Here is a 17,611-nt window from a genome sequence, read left to right as displayed (position 1 = left end):
AATTTTTTTACAATGTGCCGGCAACCAGGTCCCCTTTAAAGAAGACGGCGACTCTGTCCGCTCTCCTTGCGACGGCTTCTGCCGAACAAGCGGCATCTACGAAAACGAAATCCGCGGTGTCGCCTGTCTGTGGCCAATTCCTGCGGCCATCCTCATGCAAGGCCGTTGTTCCGCCCGTGATATAACCCAGTGTTTGTCCGAGCGAACGTTCATCACTGAGCCTGAAGCGCTCCGCCAACGTTCCCGCCTTCTCCAGGCTGTCCCCTTTCCCGAACGGGGACCAGTGATCCGTGATGCTGTCATCCCCAAGGGAAATCCTGACTCCTTTTTCACGCAATAGCGGAATGGGAATCGTTCGTCCGACGGGAACCGACGAAGCGATCGATATCCCATGATAGGCAAGCATTTCCCCCACTTCCGCCGCTTCTTCAAGCGGGACGTCCGCAAGTGCGAGTGCGTGGCTGATGGTCACTCTCCCCTGCCATCCCGCTTCCTCCGTCAAAGCGGCCAATCGCTTGAATGTGAAAATGCCAAGATGACCCGGATCGTGGATGTGAAGATCAATGTCTGCATCGGCCTCCACCGCCAGATCCATCACGGTATTCAATGACTTCTCTATGTTTCCGTCGATCGTCGCCGGATCCACACCGCCGACGAGGGTGGCGCCGTTTCGCAAAGCTTCCCGGACGAGTGAAACCGACTGGCTCCGGAGCAGGCCATGCTGGGGGAAGGCGACCACTTCGACCGAAGCCTTCCCTTTGTACGCTTCTGCCGCACGCATTGTGGCCTCGAGATTTTTGAGTCCGATGAACGGATCCACATTACAGTGGGTGCGGATATGCGTCGACCCGTTGCCTGCCAGAAGATCCAGCAAGTGCTTCGCCCGTTCCTCGGCAACGGGCAGCTGGCGCGGAAGCAATTCTTCCTCTTCTTCCAGCCGGGTAAGAATCCCTTTTGCCGGAATGGTCGGCGCTTTCCAAGGACCCCCGTAGTACGTTTTGTCGAGATGGATGTGCATATCTCTGAATGAAGGAAGCATTAAGTACTGGTTGGCATCCAGCTCAGGCAGTTCCGTATGCAACGGCTGCTCCCCGGGGATGATTTCTTGGATTGTCCCCTCTTCGATCCTTACATGAAACAATGCCGTGTTTGTTCCGGTTACGGAATCCTGTTCAAATTCATATCCTGTCTCCAATGTCACATTCGTTATCCAGTAATGTCGTCCGGTCATGTTGTCCCTCCTTAACATGATGTCTTTGCGATTGCATTCTTCCAGCGGCCTGTCGGGCTTCCAGGTGGATTTATGCCCCTGCCTTCTTCAAAATGCCGGCGACTTCCTCATATCCATGGCGCTCGGCATGCTGCAATGGCGTTATCCCGTCCCGGTCGGCGATGTCGACATCCGCCCCGTGATCAACGAGCAATTGGACGATTTTTTGATGGTCCCGCCCGCCGTTGCCTAGGATCACCGCCTCCAGCAACGCGGTCCAATGCAGGTCATTGAGATGGTTCACATCGATCTCCGAGTTCGTCAGGAGCTCTTCCACGACCGCCACATGACCGCGTTCCGAAGCCGGGATGAGCGCCGTGCCGCCGTAACGATTGGTCAATGCAGGATCGGCACCGGCCTCCAGGGCAAGCTGGACGATCTCAAGCAATCCTTCTGCTCCTGCGTACAACAGCACATTATCCTGCCGGTGATTTCGGATATCGATGTCGGCTCCCCGTTCGATCAGCTTCCTGACCGTGTCAACTTCATTTCTCTGCGTTGCCGCCATGACGGCCGTCACTCCGTCGGAATCTGTTGCATCAATCGGGGCGCCCGCTTCCAGCAACTCCAAAACCGCTTTCGTATCCCCTTCTGCCGCTGCAGTTATCAGCTTCTGTTCCAAATCCCCACCATCCTTTTTTTCTGATTGTACGGGTAAACTGTGTTCATTGTCCGGAGCGGTGCTGCATCCGGCAACTGCGACGGCAAGCAAACTGATGACGATTGCGCTCAGTGTCCTAATCGCGTGCACCCCCTCTGACATTAGGCTATCATGAGGACGACTATATGAAAAATATTAAAAAAATAAGCTTTTGCAATCTTTATCATATGCACCAGAGGAGGCGGAGGATGGATATCCGGCAACTGCGCTATTTTATTGCGATCGTGGAAGAAGGGAAAATTTCGGCTGCGGCGAAGAGGCTCCATATGTCCCAACCGCCTTTAAGCCAGCAGCTGAAATCGATGGAAGAGGAACTCGGTTCCAAGTTAGTGGAGAGAAGCGGCAAGTTTCTGGAGGTGACCGAGGCGGGAAAAGCCCTCTATAAAAACGCTTTGCAGATCGTTCAGTTGATGGAAGAAACGAAAACAGAGGTCATGGATGTCAGCAAGGGCGTGCACGGAAAACTGGCCATCGGCGTCAACACCTTTTCCGTTGCGGGGCTGCCCCGCATACTGGAACAGTTCCAAGAACGGTTCCCGAACATCACGTACAAGATCCAGCAAAATGAATCCGCCCATCTCTGCCAATTGGTCCGGGACCGGGTCGTGGAGCTGGCGTTCATCCGGCTGCCGCTGAAAGTGGATGATTTCACGGTGCTGCATCTGTGCAATGAGCCCTTTTATTTCATCACTTCAACGAAACAGGACGCATGGGGGCACGACATCTCACTTGCTGATATCGGGCAGGAACCCCTCCTGTTTCCGAGCACAGAAGGACTGGGCGTGCACTATTTGATATTGGAAGCCTTTTCCCGCTCCAAAATGCAGCCTGTTGTTGTGGGAGAATGCTCGGACATCAGCCTCCTGATGGATCTCACCGCAGCAGGCTTTGCCGCTTCGATCGTCCCGGAAACGCTGCTGGACCGATATCAGGGCTATCCCATCCATGCTTACCGGCTATCCGACGCCGATGGATTGACCGGCTCCGTCGGACTGATCTGGCTCAAAGATCACACCCTGTCCAAAGCCGCGCAGAATTTTATAGAGATGATGAAAATATGAAAAAACCCGGCTGACCTTCCTGCAGGAAGTCAGCCGGTTTTTTCTAATGCGGAGAAATGAGGGCGAGCGCAGGAGCGGGCCATTTAAACACCGAATTTTTCTTTAAATACGGAACTTAACTCGCTCCATACATCAAACTTATTCCCATCGATGTCGCTGAAAACAAAATTGTAACCAGGATGCCCGCGGTCTTCAATCTTCCCTACGGCGACTCCTTTTGAAGCTAAAGAGGAATGAAGTTCCCTTAGTTGTCCGAGTCCATCCACTTCAAAGGTTACTGAAAAATGTTGGTTTCCGTAATGGTCAATAAAACCGGAACTCTCCCCTGCCTTGGCCTTTACGCAAAAAAAGCTTTGATTCGCAAGGTCAAGAATCGCCTGATCCTCATTTCTAAAGTTCTCGACTGCCCCCAGCATATCCTGATACCACTTCGAGGCTTTTTCCGGGTCAGCAACTGGAATATAGATCGTTCCGACTCTCTGTAACAGAGCGCTCAACAAAATCCCCCCACTCAACATTTTTCAAAACGTTCATCCAAGAGGAATGATTGCCCTAATGGGTTGTGTTCAGTTCAATTCCAGCCATGTGACGGCTTCCACATGACTCGACTGAGGAAACATGTCCACCGGCTGGACTTCCTTCGTCCTGTAGCCGCCGTCCTCGAGGATCCGCAGGTCGCGGGCAAGTGTGGCCGGGTTGCAGCTCACGTAGACGATGCGCTTCGGACGGTAGTCGAGGATGGTGCGGAGCAGGTGCTCGTCGCAGCCTTTTCTCGGTGGGTCGACGACGAGGACGTCGAATCGCTTGCCGTCTTTGTACCAGCGCGGGATGACGTCTTCGGCAGCGCCGGCCTCAAAGTGAGTGTTCGCAAAGCCGTTCACTTCCGCATTGCGCTTCGCGTCTTCGATCGCCTGCGGGACGATTTCGACCCCGTACACTTCCTTCGCCTTCTTCGCGAGGAAGAGGGAGATCGTGCCGATGCCGCAGTAGGCGTCAATGACGGACTCATCGCCTGTGAGGTTCGCATACTCGAGCGCCTGGGAATAGAGCACTTCCGTCTGGTCCGGGTTGATCTGATAAAACGAGCGTGCGGAGATTTCAAACCGGATGCCGCCGATTTCATCGGTGATCACTCCCGGACCATAGAGAGGGATCGTTTCATCGCCCATGATGACGTTCGTCTTCCGGTCGTTGACGTTCTGGATGATGGATGTGACGTCCGGCAGCACGCCCTGGATGAGCGAGACGACGGCATCCCGCTGCGGGAACTTGCGCTTGCGCGTGACGAGGACGACCATCGTTTCGCCGCTTGCCTTCCCTGTACGGATGACAACATGCCGAAGGAAGCCTTTGTCCTTGTGCTCATCGTATGCCTTGATGCCGAGTTCATGGAGGCCATGCTTGATCGTGCGCATGACGACGTCCGCCTCGGTCGACTGGATGAGGCATGTTTCGGTGTCCATGATCGAGTGCGTCCCGCTCCGGAAGAATCCGGCGACGACTTTTCCGTCACGCTCGGCGTACGGAATCTGGGATTTATTGCGGTAGCGCCACGGGTGCTCCATCCCCTTTACCGGATGGACCGGGACGTCCGGCAATTTTGCAATCCGGTCCATCACGTCGCGGACCATCTTGCGCTTCCGCTCGAGCTGCCCGTCGTACGACAGGTGCTGGATCTGGCAGCCGCCGCATTCAGGGAACACGGGGCAAGGCGGCTCGACGCGGGATTCGGACGCCTCGAGCACGTTCAGGAGCTTGCCGAAGCCATATTTCTTGAGTGTTTTTGTCACTTTGAATTCGACGGTCTCCCCCGGCAGGGCACCGGGAATGAAGAGCGGATAGCCGCCGATTTTCGCGACCCCCGCTCCGTCATGTGTGAGGTCGATGATTTCGGCGGTGAGCCGGTCGTTCTGCTGGACTGCATAAGTCATGGATGGGTTCCTCCGTAATAGGGCTGTTGCCTTCATTTTACCAGAAAAGCTGGGGAAAGCAGAGCTGGCGGTACCCGGGCCTCACTACTTGTCTGGCTGCCTGAGTTGAAAACGGATCGATTCCCCCTTGAATAAGCAGTTCACGTTTCAGTGAGCTTGTCTTTTGGGGGCAAACCCGATCCGGGGCTCACTGTGTTCCCCAGAACAGAACAGAAAAGACCAGCCCTTTTCCTTCCCGGGGTAATCGAGCATTTCAACTCTTATGTAAAAAAGCCCGGGAATCATCGCTGCCCGGGCTTCGGTCGGTTACTCAGATCCGTATTCTTGATCCAATTTCTCATACTTGGCTGTATACTCATCCGTGATTTTCTCGAGCTGCTCCTGCTTATCGCTGATTTCCCCGGACAGTTCAGCCGTTTTCTGTTCAAAGTCTTCACCAGGATCGGCGGTCAGTTCCAGTAACTCGGAGAGCTTCGTAAAGGAATCAATCAGCAGGCCCAGTTCTTTGTCTTTCAGCCCGTTCAGTTCCTTGAGCTCTTCGTGGGTCAGCCGGCCTTGCCAGTCTTCCGACAATGCCTTCGATTCCTCGAGCATCGGGATCATTTCTGTTTTTAGGTATTGATCCGCTTGCTGCGGATTGTCCAGCATGGAATTCATCTGATTGCCCATCATGATCAGTTCCATGGAATTCTGGTACATCGGGGTGATGCCCTCGTCTTTGTATTCCTTGTATTCGGCGGCGATCCCCGGACTGCTGCAGGCCGCAAGTGCAACGACCAGCAACAGCACCATTAGTCGGATTAATTTTTTCATGATGCACCTCCAATTCACCGCTCTTTTAATCGCTGTGCCAGTCATAAAGCCTAAATCATTGTTTATTCACAAGTTCGTCAATTTGCCGGTCCATTTCCTCTCCAGTTTGATCGATTTTCTCCTGCAACTCTATGTTCTCCTCATTCAGCTTGACGGCCTTTTGGTACGTTTCTTCGGTCGCCGGTTCAAGTTCGAGTGCCGACAAGCCTGCGGTCTTCCGAAGTGAATCGAGATTCAGATCCACATACTCGATAGTCGTCTCGTTCAGTTCCCTGATCTCTTCATTCACCAGTCCATCATGGGCTTCAGAAGCGATTTTTTTGGTTTCTTCCATAAACGGAATCACTTCTTCCTCCAGATAGCGCTGGGCTTCCTCGGTTTGTTCGACGATGGATGCATAATGGTTGAGCATTTCTGCAATCTTAATTGATCGCTCATCCAGAGGCTCGAGGACATTCTCTCTATATTCATCAAATTCTATTTCCACACTGATATTCTTTGATTCTGCTCCGTTGCCACTGTTGCAGGCGGTGAGTAACCCTATCAAAAACAACATAAGCGTTAATTTTAGATATGATGGTTGTTTTTCCATGATCAGCCTTCCCTCTGCAATTTCCATCGTCATATGTAACATTTCATTTCAATTCAAGACCCATATTCTGATTCAAGATCTTCAACTTTTTTATTGGACTCTGCTGTTTTTTCATCGATCTGTTCTTGCAGTTCCATGACTTCAGCATACACCTCTTCGGACTTGGCGTAGGATCCATCGCTGACAGGCGGAATATGGAGCTCTAAAAATTCCGCTTGTTTGTTGAAAGATTGAATCATCAGATCCAGTTGTTCGTTCGTGACTTTATTCACATCTTGAATTTCTTTAGTAACCAGCTCATCCTGTAAATTTTCTGCAAGTTCTTTTGTTTCTTCTGCATATGGAATCATCTCGTCAATGATATAGGTCCGGGCGTTTTCCGTTTCGGCGATCATGGAATTAAAATGTCCGCTCATTTCGGCAAGCTTCAACGATCGCTCATAAAGCGGTTCGATTCCTTCAGTCTTATACGTCTCAAACTCATCAGCCGGTTCAATGCCATTCCCGCTTTCCGAACCGGTGCAGGCAGCCAGAAAGATCATCACAAACAACATCAGCTTGACCAATGCCCACTCTTTTTTCATCATTCCACTCTCCAATCCAGAACGGACGAGGAAAACAGCATCGGCTACAGTCAGACCATTGCACCCGGTTCTTTGCACCGAGCCAGATGCCGTTTCGCGTTCCTGCACGCCAGTCTGCCAGCCTTACCCGCTCCGCAGCCCTTTTCCAATTCAGTTACTTTTATCATAACAAAGTAAAAGGAATGAAGGTGCAGGAAAAACGGCAGGTACCGAAAGATCCCCGTCGTTTTCCGTCTTGCTTTGGGGCATACGGAATGGCGTTCCGACGCTATTGCGGCCTCGCGTCTTTGAAGGCATCTTGACCGACATGCAGAAAAAAAGACGTCGGAACACAACGTCTTTTGTCCGTTTATATAGTTAGGGCATGGCCACTTTTTGCTTTTTAAGCATGACCCACGTGAGAACCGACAGAAGAAGGATATAGAGGAATGTATACAACCCCAGAGCTCGCGGAGCGTGACGAACCCACTCACCGGGTATGCGCTCCCACTCATACAACGAACGACTCCACTTGGGTCACCTTTACACCCACGCGCACATCATTTGGTCTCATTCGTTTCATGACGTCGGCAGGTCAATCAATCGCTGCCTCCGCGAATAGATAGAATCCTCCCATGAATAGATAGAACCGTCCCCCGAATAGATAGAATCCCCCCGCGAATAGATAAAACCGTCCTCTTCGCAATCGAAGCCGCACCCGGCCTCACAAAAAAAAACGCCCCGGCACATTCGCCGGGGCGGTTCACTTCGCTATTATTTTTTCTTCCGTTCCTTCGGTCCTTTCGTCACCGCGTCATCAAATGGAGAGATGACGAAGGCGGCGATGATCACGCCGATCAGGACGATGAACGGGGCGTAGAAGATGAGAAATTCGTTCATGCGGTTTCCTCCTTCATTTCCGTCAGGCGTGCTCGTCGCTCTTTTTGCCCTTCACGTAGTCCTTGTTGAACAGGAACAGGCGCAGGAGCAGGTAGAGTGACGGGACGAGCAGGCAGAGCCCGAGGATGAATGCCACGATGAGGGCGGTCGCCATCGCCGGGTTCGTGAAGCTGTCGTAGATCGTCAGGTGCGGGTACAGCAAGTACGGGTAATGCGAGAAGCCGTATCCGTAGAAGGCGAAGGCGAACTGGCCGAACAGCATCCAGAAGGCGAGCCCATAGTTTCGGCGTTTCCAGAGCAGCCAGACCGTGCCGACAAACAGAATAGCCGAGACGGCGAACATCCATCCGAATTCAAGCAGTCGGGCGTAGTGTTCCGGGTTATGCGCACGCAGTTCCCAGATAATCCCGCCGGCCGTGATGATCGTCGGAAGCGACCAGATGAGCGCATACTTCCGGAGCAGGTCCGTCGCTTCCCGGTCACCTGCCTTGTTCGCATACCAGGTGAGGAACACCGCCGAGATGTAGAGGACGGCCGCCAGGCTCAGGACGACGATCGACCAGGTTAGGGGACTCGTAAACAGCGCGCGGTAATCGAGCACCGGATTGCCGCCGACGATATCGACAAAGCCGCCTTCGGAAATTGTGAGTACGATCGACATCGAGGCCGGAAGCAGGAGCCCGGCTGCACCGTACATGAATGAGTAGCCCTTATGGCCGCGGGCGCCGTACGTTTCAAACGCATAATATGATCCGCGGATTGCGAGCAGGATGATCGCCAGGCTCGCAGGTACGAGCAGTGTCGTCCCGTAGTAGTACGCCGAGGACGGGAAGAAGCCGACCATGCCGACGAAGAAGAACACGAGGAACACGTTCGTCACTTCCCAAACCGGGGACAGATAGCGTTGGATGACATTCGTCAGGATGCGCTCCTTCCCGGTGAGCACGCTATAGGCGTTGAAGAATCCTGCCCCAAAATCGATCGAGGCAACAATCAGGTAGCCGAACAGGAATGTCCAAAGCACCGAAATTCCGAGGATCTCCAGGGTCATGCCGGGTCACCGCCTTTCGCTTTCTCCTCAGCGATGCGCTCCGCTTCGCGGTCCGCGATTTCCCGTTCCACGGGATTGCGGCGGAACATCCTGCGCAGCACGACGACACTTCCGACGCCGAGGACGAGATACAGCAGGGCGAACAGATACAGCATGAGATCCACCTGTCCGCTCGTAGTCGCCCCCTCCGGCGTCTTCATGATCCCCCGGAGAATCCAAGGCTGCCGGCCGACTTCCGCATACCACCAGCCGGCCTCAACGGCGAGGACCGACAGCGGCCCTCCTGCAAAGAGGATCCAGCGGAACCACCGGGAGCGGATGAAGGCCCAGCCTAGGCGGCTGCCGAGCCAGTACAGGCCGGAAACGGCAATCATGAGCATGCCGATCGAGACCATCGTATCGAACAGGTAGTGAATGTAGAGAGGCGGAATTTCATCGGCCGGATACTCATTCAGCCCCTTCACTTCCGCCATCGGATTCGAGTGGGCGAGGATGCTGAGCGCAAACGGGATCTTGATCGCGTATTTCACTTCCTGGCCGTCGAGCACGCCATAGAGCATGAGCGGCGCCTCGCCTTCCGTTTCGAAGTGCCACTCGGCTGCAGCGAGTTTCTCCGGCTGGTACTCCGCCAAATACTTGCCGGACAGGTCACCGATGAGCAGCGCGCCGAGTGAAAAGACGAGTCCGAGCTTCACGGTCAGATGCAGGGCCTTCTTGTGATAAATATGATCCGAACCCTTAAGCAGACGGAACGCGGCGATTGCGGCGAGGACGAACGCCGAGGTCATATAGGCGGTCACGACGACGTGTGCCACTTTTGTCGGCATCGCCGGGTTGAACATGGCCAGGATCGGCCGGATGTTGACGAGTTTCCCGTCGACGATGTCAAACCCTTGCGGCGCGTTCATGAATGCGTTGACGATTGTAATGAACACCGCGGAGAACGAGGCTCCGAGTGCGACCGGGACGAGCAGCAGCAGGTGCTTTTTCTGGTTGTCGAACCGGTCCCAAGTGTACAGGTAAATTCCGAGGAAGATTGCCTCGAAGAAAAATGCAAATGTCTCCATGAACAGCGGCAGCGCGATCACCTGTCCGGCGAGCTCCATGAAGTTCGGCCATAAAAGCGAGAGCTGAAGACCGATCGCGGTCCCCGTGACGACACCGACCGCCACCGTGATGACAAACCCGCGTGCCCACCGGCGTGCGAGCAGGATGTAATGTTCATCGTTCTTCTTGATGCCCACCCATTGGGCGATCATGATCATGAGCGGGACGCCGACACCGATTGTCGCATAAATGATATGGAAGCTCAGGGTCAGCTCGGTGAGTGCCCGTGAAAAGAACACCGCTTCTTCATTGCCCATGCAGGTTTCCCTCCTTCATAGTGGAACGAATAAGGATCTGACCGGGTTTTTCGGTCCGATAATCCGGGTATATAAACCAGGCAGTTCCGGCTTCTTCTCTATGCCCGCGTCATCCGGGGCTCAGCCGCCGAAAATCCTGCCGACTATTGAAAGCAGCATGATGGCGCCCACTGCAAAGGCCAGCCACATCAGCCACCGTTCCTGTTTCTTGTACATCGGCGCCCCTCCTTGTCTCCCACTATTATACCCCGAGACAGAGAGCCGCTAACGTGCAATGATGTCGGAAACGTGGAAACGCCATGACAAATCGGTGGATGTCCAGTGACAAATTTATGACAATAGCATTGAGAATGTTCGGATCATTTGGTATACTGATTAAATCAACTTACAGGAGGTGCCGGCCATGGAACTAAGAAGAAAAGTACTGGCATATATCACACGCGGAGAAGGGCCGGACCAGCAGCTGCTCGTCTATACCGAGAAGAACCATCCCGAATCCGGCGCACAAGTACCCGGCGGGACGATCGATCGCGGAGAACTGCTGATGGACGCCCTTTACCGGGAGATTGAGGAAGAGACGGGCATTTCGAAGAACGATCTCGTCCTCGTCGGCAAACTGGCGAAAAACACATTTTTCCCGAGGCACCGGGACCGCAAATATGAACGCAACATTTTCCAGCTCAAATACACCGGCAAGGGACCGGAGGAATGGGAACATATCGTCACCGGACGCGGAAAGGACCGGGGCAAAGTGCTTGCGCTCCATTGGACGCCGGTCGAGCACATCCCGGAACTCGCAGGCAGGCAGGACATGGCGCTTGATGCGCTTTAACAGGAAAAGGACTCCTATCCAATCCATCGGGGTCTACTAAAGAGGCGGGATTGCAACCGTAAATCGGTTCGCAATCCCGCCTTTTTTTGGTTCCTTAAAGGTTGAGGGTGGGCGTAACTTAACTTAGAGAGGGACTTTCTTAACCTACGGCCCTTCTTTCTTAACCTACAGCCCCTCTTGCTTAACATACAGCCTTTCCTTCTTAACCTACAGGCCCTCTTGCTTAACATACAGCCAGGCGAGGCCCGGCAGAGAGCATAGGAGGCTCAAGAAAACAGCTCGGACGACGAGTCCCTACCAAACGCGTGCGAACCGCTACCTATCACGGTTGAGTCACTACCTTTTGTGAACGAGTCACTACCTTTCCCTCCCGAATCCCTACCTCCACTCAACCAGGAATTGAATAACGTCCATTTCGGCCTGGTTGAGCCCTTCTCACCGTGACGACCGGCCTGGATTGAGGATCCAACACAAAAAAACGCCCCCCTACGGGAGCGTGCGTTCATTCATTCAGTCAATCATCCCTGCCGCGTGCACCCGGTCCTTCTCCGGAATTTGGTCGAGCGGAACAAACATGCGGATATGCCGCGGGAGGTTTGTGAATTCGGCCGGCAGCAGACCGCCGAATTCTCCGTCCAGGTTGAGCTGGACCTTCTCGTCGGACGTCACCTTGATCTTCGATGGCTTCGCATGCACGACGAGCGGATCATTCACGTGCTCCCCCCGGAGTGCAAGTGAGACAACGCGGATGAATTCGGCAATGTTGCACTTCTTCAGGATGAACATGCTGAACTTGCCGTCATTGATGCTCGCGCCAGGCGCGAGTTTCTCGAACCCGCCGACCGAGTTGGTCAATCCGACGAGGAACAGCATCGCTTCATCATCGAACACTTCGCCGTCATATTCCACGCGCAGTTGGGACGCCCGGATCGACGGCAGCATCTCGATCCCCTTCAAATAGTACGCCAGCTGTCCAAGCACCGTCTTCAGCTTGCTCGGCACCTCGTATGTCAGTTCGGTGATCTTGCCGCCGCCTGCAATATTGATGAAATGCCGGCCATTGACCACGCCGACATCGACCGGGATCGTTTCGCCGGCGATGATGATATCGAGCGCTTCATCGATATCGCGGGGGATATGGACGGCCCGGGCAAAATCGTTCGTCGTCCCGGTCGGGATCAGGCCGATGACCGGGCGCTTCTCTTCGTCAAAGCTGCTGATGCCGGCCACGACTTCATTCAGCGTCCCGTCACCGCCGACTGCAATGACCGTCTCAAATCCCCGCTCGACCGCTCGCTTCGCCGCTTCTGTCGCATCTCCCTCGCAAGTCGTCGCATGGCAGGATGTCTCATATCCAGCCTTCTCCAGCCGGACAAGCACCTCTGGGAGATGCTTCCGGAAAATTTCCCGCCCCGATGTCGGGTTATAAATGATCCGTGCACGTTTCATCTGGACTGTCCTCTCGCTTTACAAAATTCTCTGTTGCTTCATATGACGCCCCGGGGATACGGATGTTCCGGTCCCCACGAAAAGGAGCCGACCCACGTCCGGCTCCCCCTAATCTCCATCTTATTCCTGCCGGGCCAAATTCGCAACCCGCAAACATTTCCCAGGGAAGTCCATGAATTGAACGCACGTCCAATCCTTTGGAGATGAACGCCTTGCCGGGCCGGTCCCGTCAGTCCTGTTTCTGAAGGGCGGCCATGAACGTTTTCCGGATATCTTCATATACCCAGAGCCAGAAATCCCCGTTTGACGTATTCTGCTCCATCATCGAAGCATACATACTCTTCTGCTTTTCCTCGAAGGACGGATCCTCCTTGGGCGGCAGGGAGTTCTTCTGCTCCATGACAAACTCCTGCAGCTGCGGCGCCCGCGGCCCCCATTTCGCAAGAACCTCGCCGGCATCATCCATTAACAGATAAACCGGGATCGACCGGCCCCCGTTAGTCAGCCAGCGATCGATCAGTTCCGTGTCCGCGTCCCGGTATGCGACACGCGCATCGATTCCGGCAGTTTCCGCAATATGGCGCAGGATCGGATTGTTCATCATCGCATCCCCGCACCAGTCTTCGGTGATGACGAGGATATGCGGCTTCTTCTCCTGCAAGAGCCCGATGAACTCATCACCCTGCGGCATTTTGAATCCTTCATAGACCTTTTGGCTGTTTTCCTTGTGGGTCGTCATGCCTTCCATGTACGTCCCGAGCGGAATCCCCTCTTCGAAATACTGCTGTTCCGTCTTCATGCTATCCCCTCCTTCCTAAATTGTACGGATTGCCAAACCTTTAGGCAAATGGAACACAGGAACCATAATAAAAACAGACTGCAGAACTTGTCTGCAGCCTGTGCTTCCGGTTACTTCTCGATGACGCCACAGGCGATCCGGTCACCGGCGTCCCCTGCCGGCTGTGAGGTGTAATCGTCTTCGCCGGAGTGGATGACGAGCGCCGTGCCGTCTTCGGTGAACACCGTGTTGTCTTCACCTTCCTTGAGTGTCACCTGGTCTGTATCGAACTGGACCTCGGCCTTGCCGTCTTCATTCACCTCGATGTTGTCGAAGTCGCCGGCATGCTTCCCGTCCGTGCTGTCCTTGCCGTGTTCCTTGTCTTCCGGATTGTAATGGCCTCCGGCCGATTCAAAGTCCGGCGCTTCACACATGCCCGTCTCATGGATATGGAACGCATGCTTGCCAGGCGGGAGATTTTTGACGGTCAGATCCACATGGACCATCCCGTCCTCCCCTTCGCTGAGTACGGCATTCGCCACTTCTGCCCCGTCTGCATCTTTCAGCGGGACGTTCACTTCCTGTGCACCTTCCACGGCGTCATCGGTGTCTGTCCCTTCCTCTGCCGTTCCCGTGCCGCCGGTTCCCTCATCGGTCGCCTGGTCTTCGGATGTGTCCGTGCCATTGTTGCCCGTGTCGTCAGACGGTTCCGCTTCTTTGTCGCCGCAGCCTGCCAGAAGGGCCGCCAGAAGGCCACCCGCCATCAACAGTCTCCACTTATTCATCTCTCTCATCTCCCTTCTATGTATTCATCTTTTGTTTTCACCTTACAAACGCTTCTAAACTGGGCGGCACGGCCTGTTTTTCGCAGCCACCAAGGAGGGTGTAAAGTCACCGGAAGCAGCCCTGACCGGCGGATCAATCCGGCAGACTCGTCCCTTCGTCGGAAGCCCCATCCAATATCCGCCATCATGGAGACACAAATATCCAGACAACAACCGGTTCGGACAGCTCCGCCCCACAAAAAAGACCGCCTTTTCGGCGGTCTTTCCAATCAGCGCTTTCTGATTTCTTCGTTGATGAGCTTGTTGACGAGCGGCGGGTTCGCCTGGCCTTTCGTCGCTTTCATGACCTGGCCGACGAGGAAGCCGATGGCGCGGTCTTTCCCGGCCTTGAAGTCCTCGATCGACTGCTCGTTGTTGTCGAGGATTTCGGTGACGATCTTCAAAAGGGCACCTTCGTCGGAAATCTGGACGAGGCCTTTCTCCTTGACGATCTGTTCCGGATTCCCTCCGTTGTCGGCGAGCTCCTTGAACACTTTCTTCGCGATCTTCGAGGAGATCGTTCCTTCCTCGATCAGCTTGATCATGGCAGCCAGGTTTTCCGGCGTGAGGCCGGTTTCGCCGAGCTCCTTCTGGTTCGTGTTCAGGTAGGCGGACACTTCGCCCATGAGCCAGTTGGACGCCAGCTTCGCGTCAGCCCCTGCCCCGACGGTCGCGTCGAAGAAGTCCGACATGTCCTTCGTGAGCGTCAGGACCATCGCATCGTATGCCGGAAGGCCGAGATCGTTCACGTAGCGCTCTTTGCGGGCATCCGGCAGTTCTGGAATTTCCGCGCGGACTCGCTCCATCCACTCATCGTCGATGGACAGGTCGGTCAGATCCGGTTCAGGGAAGTAGCGATAGTCGTCGGAGCCTTCCTTGACGCGCATGAGAACCGTCTTGCCCGTCGACTCGTCGAAGCGGCGGGTCTCCTGCTCGATGATGCCGCCGGAGAGGAGCACTTCCGCCTGGCGCTTCTGCTCATGTTCCAGACCCCTGCGGACGAAGTTGAACGAGTTCAGGTTCTTCAGTTCCGCCTTCGTGCCGAACTTTTCCTGGCCGTAAGGACGGAGCGAGATGTTCGCGTCGCAGCGGAGCGAGCCCTCTTCCATCTTCACGTCGGAGACGCCCGTGTACTGGATGATCGACTTCAGCTTCTCGAGGTATGCGTACGCTTCTTCCGGCGTCCGGATGTCCGGTTCGGACACGATCTCGATAAGCGGCGTTCCCTGTCGGTTGTAGTCGACGAGGGAGTAGCCTTGATCGGTATGGTTCAGCTTGCCGGCATCCTCTTCGAGGTGAAGGCGCGTGATGCCGATGCGCTTCTTCTTGCCTTCGACTTCGATCTCGATCCATCCGTGCTCGCCGATCGGCTTGTCGAACTGGGAGATCTGGTAGGCTTTCGGATTGTCCGGATAGAAGTAGTTCTTACGGTCAAATTTCGTTTCCTGGTTGATCTGGCAGTTCAGCGCCATGGCGGCCTTCATGCCGAACTCGACGGCCCGCTTGTTGAGGACCGGGAGGACGCCCGGATAGCCGAGGTCGATCACATGGGTGTTCGTGTTCGGGCCAGCGCCGAAGTGAGCAGGCGCCGGAGAGAAGATTTTCGAATCGGTCTTCAGTTCGACGTGCACTTCCAGACCGATGATCGTTTCAAAGTTCGTCATGCTTGCACCTCCCGGATTTCGGGCATCACTTTATGGTGGTCCGTCGCCTGTTCGAACGCATGGGCCACGCGGTACACCGTCGACTCGTCAAAGTGGCGGCCGATGATCTGCAGGCCGAGCGGCAGGCCTTCCGTGAAGCCGCACGGCACGGAAATCGCCGGGACGCCCGCGAGGTTGACGGGGATCGTCAGGATGTCATTGGCATACATCGTGAGCGGGTCGTCGACCTGGGTGCCGAGCTTGAATGCCGGCGTCGGCGTCGTCGGTCCGATGATGACATCGTAGTCTTCGAAGGCGTTCATGAAGTCGCCCTGCACGAGCGTGCGGACCTTCTGGGCCTTCTTGTAATAGGCATCGTAGAAGCCGGAGCTGAGCGCGAACGTGCCGAGCATGATCCGGGTCTTCACTTCGTCGCCGAATCCTTCGGAACGTGTTTTCTTGTACAGGTCTTCGAGCGTCCGGACGTCGTCCGCACGGAAGCCGTAGCGGATGCCGTCAAAGCGTGCCAGGTTGGACGACGCCTCGGACGAACTGAGGAGATAGTACGCAGGGAGTGCGTACTTTGTGTTCGGAAGCGACACTTCCGATACTTCCGCACCGAGCGATTCCAGGACGCGCGCAGCTTCCCGCACGGCGTTTTTCGATGCATCGCCGACGCCTTCGCCGAGGTACTCGGAGGCGATGCCGATCTTCAGGCCCTTGACGTCGCCCGTGAGCGCCGAGGCAAAGTCCGGGACGTCCACACCAAACGAAGTCGAGTCGTACGGATCATGGCCGGAAACGGCAGAAAGGAGGAACGCGTTGTCCTCGACCGTGCGCGTGACCGGTCCGATCTGGTCGAGCGAAGAGGCGAACGCCACGAGGCCATAGCGGGACACGCGGCCGTAGGTCGGCTTCATGCCGACGACGCCGCAATAGGCCGCCGGCTGGCGGATCGATCCGCCCGTATCGGAACCGAGTGAAAACGGAACTTCACCGGCTGCAACGGCAGCGGCGGAGCCGCCGGACGAGCCGCCCGGCACATAGTCCAGGTTCCACGGGTTGGCCGTCTTTTTATAGAAGGAGTTCTCGGTCGATCCGCCCATGGCGAATTCGTCCATGTTCAGCTTCCCGACGGTGACGAGGCCGGCTTGGTCCAGCTTCGTCGCAGCGGTTGCGTTATAGATCGGGTCGAACCCGCCGAGCATGCGGCTGGCGCATGTCGTCTCGAGTCCTTCCGTCACGATGTTGTCCTTCACGCCGATCGGCAGTCCGTGGAGCGGCCCGCGGTCCTCCATCGGTGTGTTGTCCAGTTCTTTCGCACGTGCGGATGCACGCTCCTCGTCCAGTGCGAGGAACGCCTTGACGTCACCGTCGACCGCCCCGATGCGCCGGAACGATTCGGCCGTCAGTTCCGCTGCGGACAGTTCCTTTTTATGTATCAGAGACTGGAGCTCCTTCGCGGATTTGTTGAATAGGGTCATCTGTTTCTCCTCCTCTGTCCGTCAGTCAAGAATCGATGGCACCTTGACCATGCCGTCTTCGTGTTCGGGTACATTCTTCATCATGAGGTCACGGTCAAGTCCGGGAACCGGCTTGTCCTCACGCAGCACATTGATGAGCGGCACCGGATGAGTTGTCGGTGCGACGCCTTCCGTGTCGACTTCATTCAGCTGCTCGGCAAACTCGATGATGGCGCCCAGCTTGTCGGCATAGTAGTCTGCCTCTTCATCGGTGATGGCTAGCCGTGCAAGGTTGGCGACGTGCTTCACCTGGTCTTTTGTAATATCCGCCATGTCGTCTCCTCCGTTCTCTTAACTGTCTGTCTGTTTTGGCCTTGTCCATCATATCACGGACCGCCGGCTTCCGCAGTTGCTGA

General features: G+C 55.3%; 18 protein-coding genes. 2 read left to right on the top strand and 16 right to left on the bottom strand.

Features of this window, described 5'->3' with window-relative positions:
- Positions 1–7 precede the first annotated feature (7 nt).
- Together B0B07_RS14250 and B0B07_RS14245 are read right to left on the bottom strand one after the other, a co-directional pair.
- The gene (locus B0B07_RS14250) at positions 8–1,231 is read right to left on the bottom strand and encodes an amidohydrolase family protein (protein WP_076759967.1); all 1,224 of its coding nucleotides are present in this window, start codon (positions 1,229–1,231) and stop codon (positions 8–10) included.
- Positions 1,232–1,301: 70 nt separating this feature from the next.
- Positions 1,302–1,892, bottom strand: a complete 591-nt coding sequence (locus B0B07_RS14245; protein ID WP_076759965.1) for an ankyrin repeat domain-containing protein — start codon at positions 1,890–1,892, stop codon at positions 1,302–1,304.
- Between the two features lie 227 nt (positions 1,893–2,119).
- Here B0B07_RS14245 and B0B07_RS14240 point away from each other — a divergent pair, with 227 nt between their 5' ends.
- Entirely contained in the window at positions 2,120–2,992 is an 873-nt protein-coding gene (locus B0B07_RS14240; protein WP_076759963.1) for a LysR family transcriptional regulator, read from the top strand.
- An 83-nt stretch (positions 2,993–3,075) separates the two neighbouring features.
- Here B0B07_RS14240 and B0B07_RS14235 read toward each other — a convergent pair whose 3' ends face one another.
- The 8 genes from B0B07_RS14235 to B0B07_RS14205 all read right to left on the bottom strand — a co-directional run bounded on the left by B0B07_RS14235 (position 3,076) and on the right by B0B07_RS14205 (position 10,206).
- Positions 3,076–3,489 carry a VOC family protein gene (locus B0B07_RS14235; RefSeq protein WP_144264371.1) on the bottom strand — a complete coding sequence of 138 codons (414 nt, stop codon included), beginning with the start codon at positions 3,487–3,489 and terminating at the stop codon, positions 3,076–3,078.
- 69 nt (positions 3,490–3,558) lie between these two features.
- Positions 3,559–4,923 carry a 23S rRNA (uracil(1939)-C(5))-methyltransferase RlmD gene (gene rlmD, locus B0B07_RS14230; protein WP_076759959.1) on the bottom strand — a complete coding sequence of 455 codons (1,365 nt, stop codon included), beginning with the start codon at positions 4,921–4,923 and terminating at the stop codon, positions 3,559–3,561.
- Between the two features lie 306 nt (positions 4,924–5,229).
- A complete protein-coding gene (locus B0B07_RS14225; RefSeq protein WP_144264370.1) occupies positions 5,230–5,736 on the bottom strand; it encodes a hypothetical protein in 507 nt (168 codons plus the stop codon).
- Positions 5,737–5,791: 55 nt separating this feature from the next.
- A complete protein-coding gene (locus tag B0B07_RS14220) occupies positions 5,792–6,328 on the bottom strand; it encodes a hypothetical protein (protein ID WP_076759955.1) in 537 nt (178 codons plus the stop codon).
- A 53-nt stretch (positions 6,329–6,381) separates the two neighbouring features.
- Complete coding sequence (locus tag B0B07_RS14215; RefSeq protein ID WP_076759953.1) at positions 6,382–6,912, bottom strand: hypothetical protein; 531 nt, start codon at positions 6,910–6,912, stop codon at positions 6,382–6,384.
- Positions 6,913–7,665: 753 nt separating this feature from the next.
- Entirely contained in the window at positions 7,666–7,791 is a 126-nt protein-coding gene (cydS, locus tag B0B07_RS15515; protein ID WP_268753131.1) for a cytochrome bd oxidase small subunit CydS family protein, read from the bottom strand.
- A gap of 22 nt (positions 7,792–7,813) precedes the next feature.
- Complete coding sequence (locus tag B0B07_RS14210) at positions 7,814–8,842, bottom strand: cytochrome d ubiquinol oxidase subunit II (RefSeq protein WP_076759952.1); 1,029 nt, start codon at positions 8,840–8,842, stop codon at positions 7,814–7,816.
- Positions 8,839–10,206 (bottom strand): cytochrome ubiquinol oxidase subunit I, encoded by a 1,368-nt coding sequence (locus tag B0B07_RS14205; RefSeq protein ID WP_076759950.1) that lies wholly within the window; start codon positions 10,204–10,206, stop codon positions 8,839–8,841. Before B0B07_RS14205 ends, B0B07_RS14210 begins: the two co-directional genes overlap by 4 nt.
- Before the next feature lie 403 nt (positions 10,207–10,609).
- On the opposite strand from B0B07_RS14205, the gene B0B07_RS14200 reads away from it, so the two are divergent.
- Positions 10,610–11,038: an NUDIX hydrolase gene (locus tag B0B07_RS14200; RefSeq protein WP_076759948.1), complete on the top strand. Its 429-nt coding sequence runs from the start codon at positions 10,610–10,612 to the stop codon at positions 11,036–11,038.
- Between the two features lie 510 nt (positions 11,039–11,548).
- Here B0B07_RS14200 and B0B07_RS14195 read toward each other — a convergent pair.
- The 6 genes from B0B07_RS14195 to gatC all read right to left on the bottom strand — a co-directional run bounded on the left by B0B07_RS14195 (position 11,549) and on the right by gatC (position 17,528).
- Complete coding sequence (locus tag B0B07_RS14195) at positions 11,549–12,487, bottom strand: diacylglycerol kinase (protein WP_076759947.1); 939 nt, start codon at positions 12,485–12,487, stop codon at positions 11,549–11,551.
- Positions 12,488–12,716: 229 nt separating this feature from the next.
- Complete coding sequence (locus B0B07_RS14190) at positions 12,717–13,286, bottom strand: thioredoxin family protein (RefSeq protein ID WP_076759945.1); 570 nt, start codon at positions 13,284–13,286, stop codon at positions 12,717–12,719.
- A 110-nt stretch (positions 13,287–13,396) separates the two neighbouring features.
- On the bottom strand, positions 13,397–14,050 hold the full coding sequence (locus B0B07_RS14185; RefSeq protein ID WP_076759944.1) for a superoxide dismutase family protein: 654 nt from the start codon (positions 14,048–14,050) through the stop codon (positions 13,397–13,399).
- Between the two features lie 269 nt (positions 14,051–14,319).
- A complete protein-coding gene (gatB, locus tag B0B07_RS14180) occupies positions 14,320–15,753 on the bottom strand; it encodes an Asp-tRNA(Asn)/Glu-tRNA(Gln) amidotransferase subunit GatB (protein WP_076759942.1) in 1,434 nt (477 codons plus the stop codon).
- On the bottom strand, positions 15,750–17,216 hold the full coding sequence (gene gatA, locus B0B07_RS14175; RefSeq protein WP_076759941.1) for an Asp-tRNA(Asn)/Glu-tRNA(Gln) amidotransferase subunit GatA: 1,467 nt from the start codon (positions 17,214–17,216) through the stop codon (positions 15,750–15,752). The genes gatB and gatA overlap by 4 nt, the downstream gene beginning before the upstream one ends.
- Positions 17,217–17,237: 21 nt before the next feature.
- Complete coding sequence (gene gatC, locus B0B07_RS14170; RefSeq protein WP_076759940.1) at positions 17,238–17,528, bottom strand: Asp-tRNA(Asn)/Glu-tRNA(Gln) amidotransferase subunit GatC; 291 nt, start codon at positions 17,526–17,528, stop codon at positions 17,238–17,240.
- Positions 17,529–17,611: the final 83 nt, after the last annotated feature.

The organism is Edaphobacillus lindanitolerans (genome assembly GCF_900156305.1).
GTDB lineage: Bacteria > Bacillota > Bacilli > Bacillales_A > Planococcaceae > Bhargavaea > Bhargavaea lindanitolerans.
Note: the sequence above shows the minus strand (reverse complement) of the source record. Positions and strands in the feature narration are given on the sequence as shown.

Bases quoted from the DNA above. Each gene is read 5' to 3' on its own strand.
- gatB (WP_076759942.1), bottom strand. From the start codon at position 15,753: ATGACGAACTTTGAAACGATCATCGGTCTGGAAGTGCACGTCGAACTG.
- rlmD (WP_076759959.1), bottom strand. From the start codon at position 4,923: ATGACTTATGCAGTCCAGCAGAACGACCGGCTCACCGCCGAAATCATC.
- cydS (WP_268753131.1), bottom strand. From the start codon at position 7,791: ATGAACGAATTTCTCATCTTCTACGCCCCGTTCATCGTCCTGATCGGC.
- gatC (WP_076759940.1), bottom strand. From the start codon at position 17,528: ATGGCGGATATTACAAAAGACCAGGTGAAGCACGTCGCCAACCTTGCA.
- B0B07_RS14205 (WP_076759950.1), bottom strand. From the start codon at position 10,206: ATGGGCAATGAAGAAGCGGTGTTCTTTTCACGGGCACTCACCGAGCTG.
- B0B07_RS14195 (WP_076759947.1), bottom strand. From the start codon at position 12,487: ATGAAACGTGCACGGATCATTTATAACCCGACATCGGGGCGGGAAATT.
- B0B07_RS14210 (WP_076759952.1), bottom strand. From the start codon at position 8,842: ATGACCCTGGAGATCCTCGGAATTTCGGTGCTTTGGACATTCCTGTTC.
- B0B07_RS14240 (WP_076759963.1), top strand. From the start codon at position 2,120: ATGGATATCCGGCAACTGCGCTATTTTATTGCGATCGTGGAAGAAGGG.
- B0B07_RS14215 (WP_076759953.1), bottom strand. From the start codon at position 6,912: ATGAAAAAAGAGTGGGCATTGGTCAAGCTGATGTTGTTTGTGATGATC.
- B0B07_RS14250 (WP_076759967.1), bottom strand. From the start codon at position 1,231: ATGACCGGACGACATTACTGGATAACGAATGTGACATTGGAGACAGGA.
- B0B07_RS14200 (WP_076759948.1), top strand. From the start codon at position 10,610: ATGGAACTAAGAAGAAAAGTACTGGCATATATCACACGCGGAGAAGGG.
- B0B07_RS14220 (WP_076759955.1), bottom strand. From the start codon at position 6,328: ATGGAAAAACAACCATCATATCTAAAATTAACGCTTATGTTGTTTTTG.
- B0B07_RS14190 (WP_076759945.1), bottom strand. From the start codon at position 13,286: ATGAAGACGGAACAGCAGTATTTCGAAGAGGGGATTCCGCTCGGGACG.
- B0B07_RS14185 (WP_076759944.1), bottom strand. From the start codon at position 14,050: ATGAATAAGTGGAGACTGTTGATGGCGGGTGGCCTTCTGGCGGCCCTT.
- gatA (WP_076759941.1), bottom strand. From the start codon at position 17,216: ATGACCCTATTCAACAAATCCGCGAAGGAGCTCCAGTCTCTGATACAT.
- B0B07_RS14225 (WP_144264370.1), bottom strand. From the start codon at position 5,736: ATGAAAAAATTAATCCGACTAATGGTGCTGTTGCTGGTCGTTGCACTT.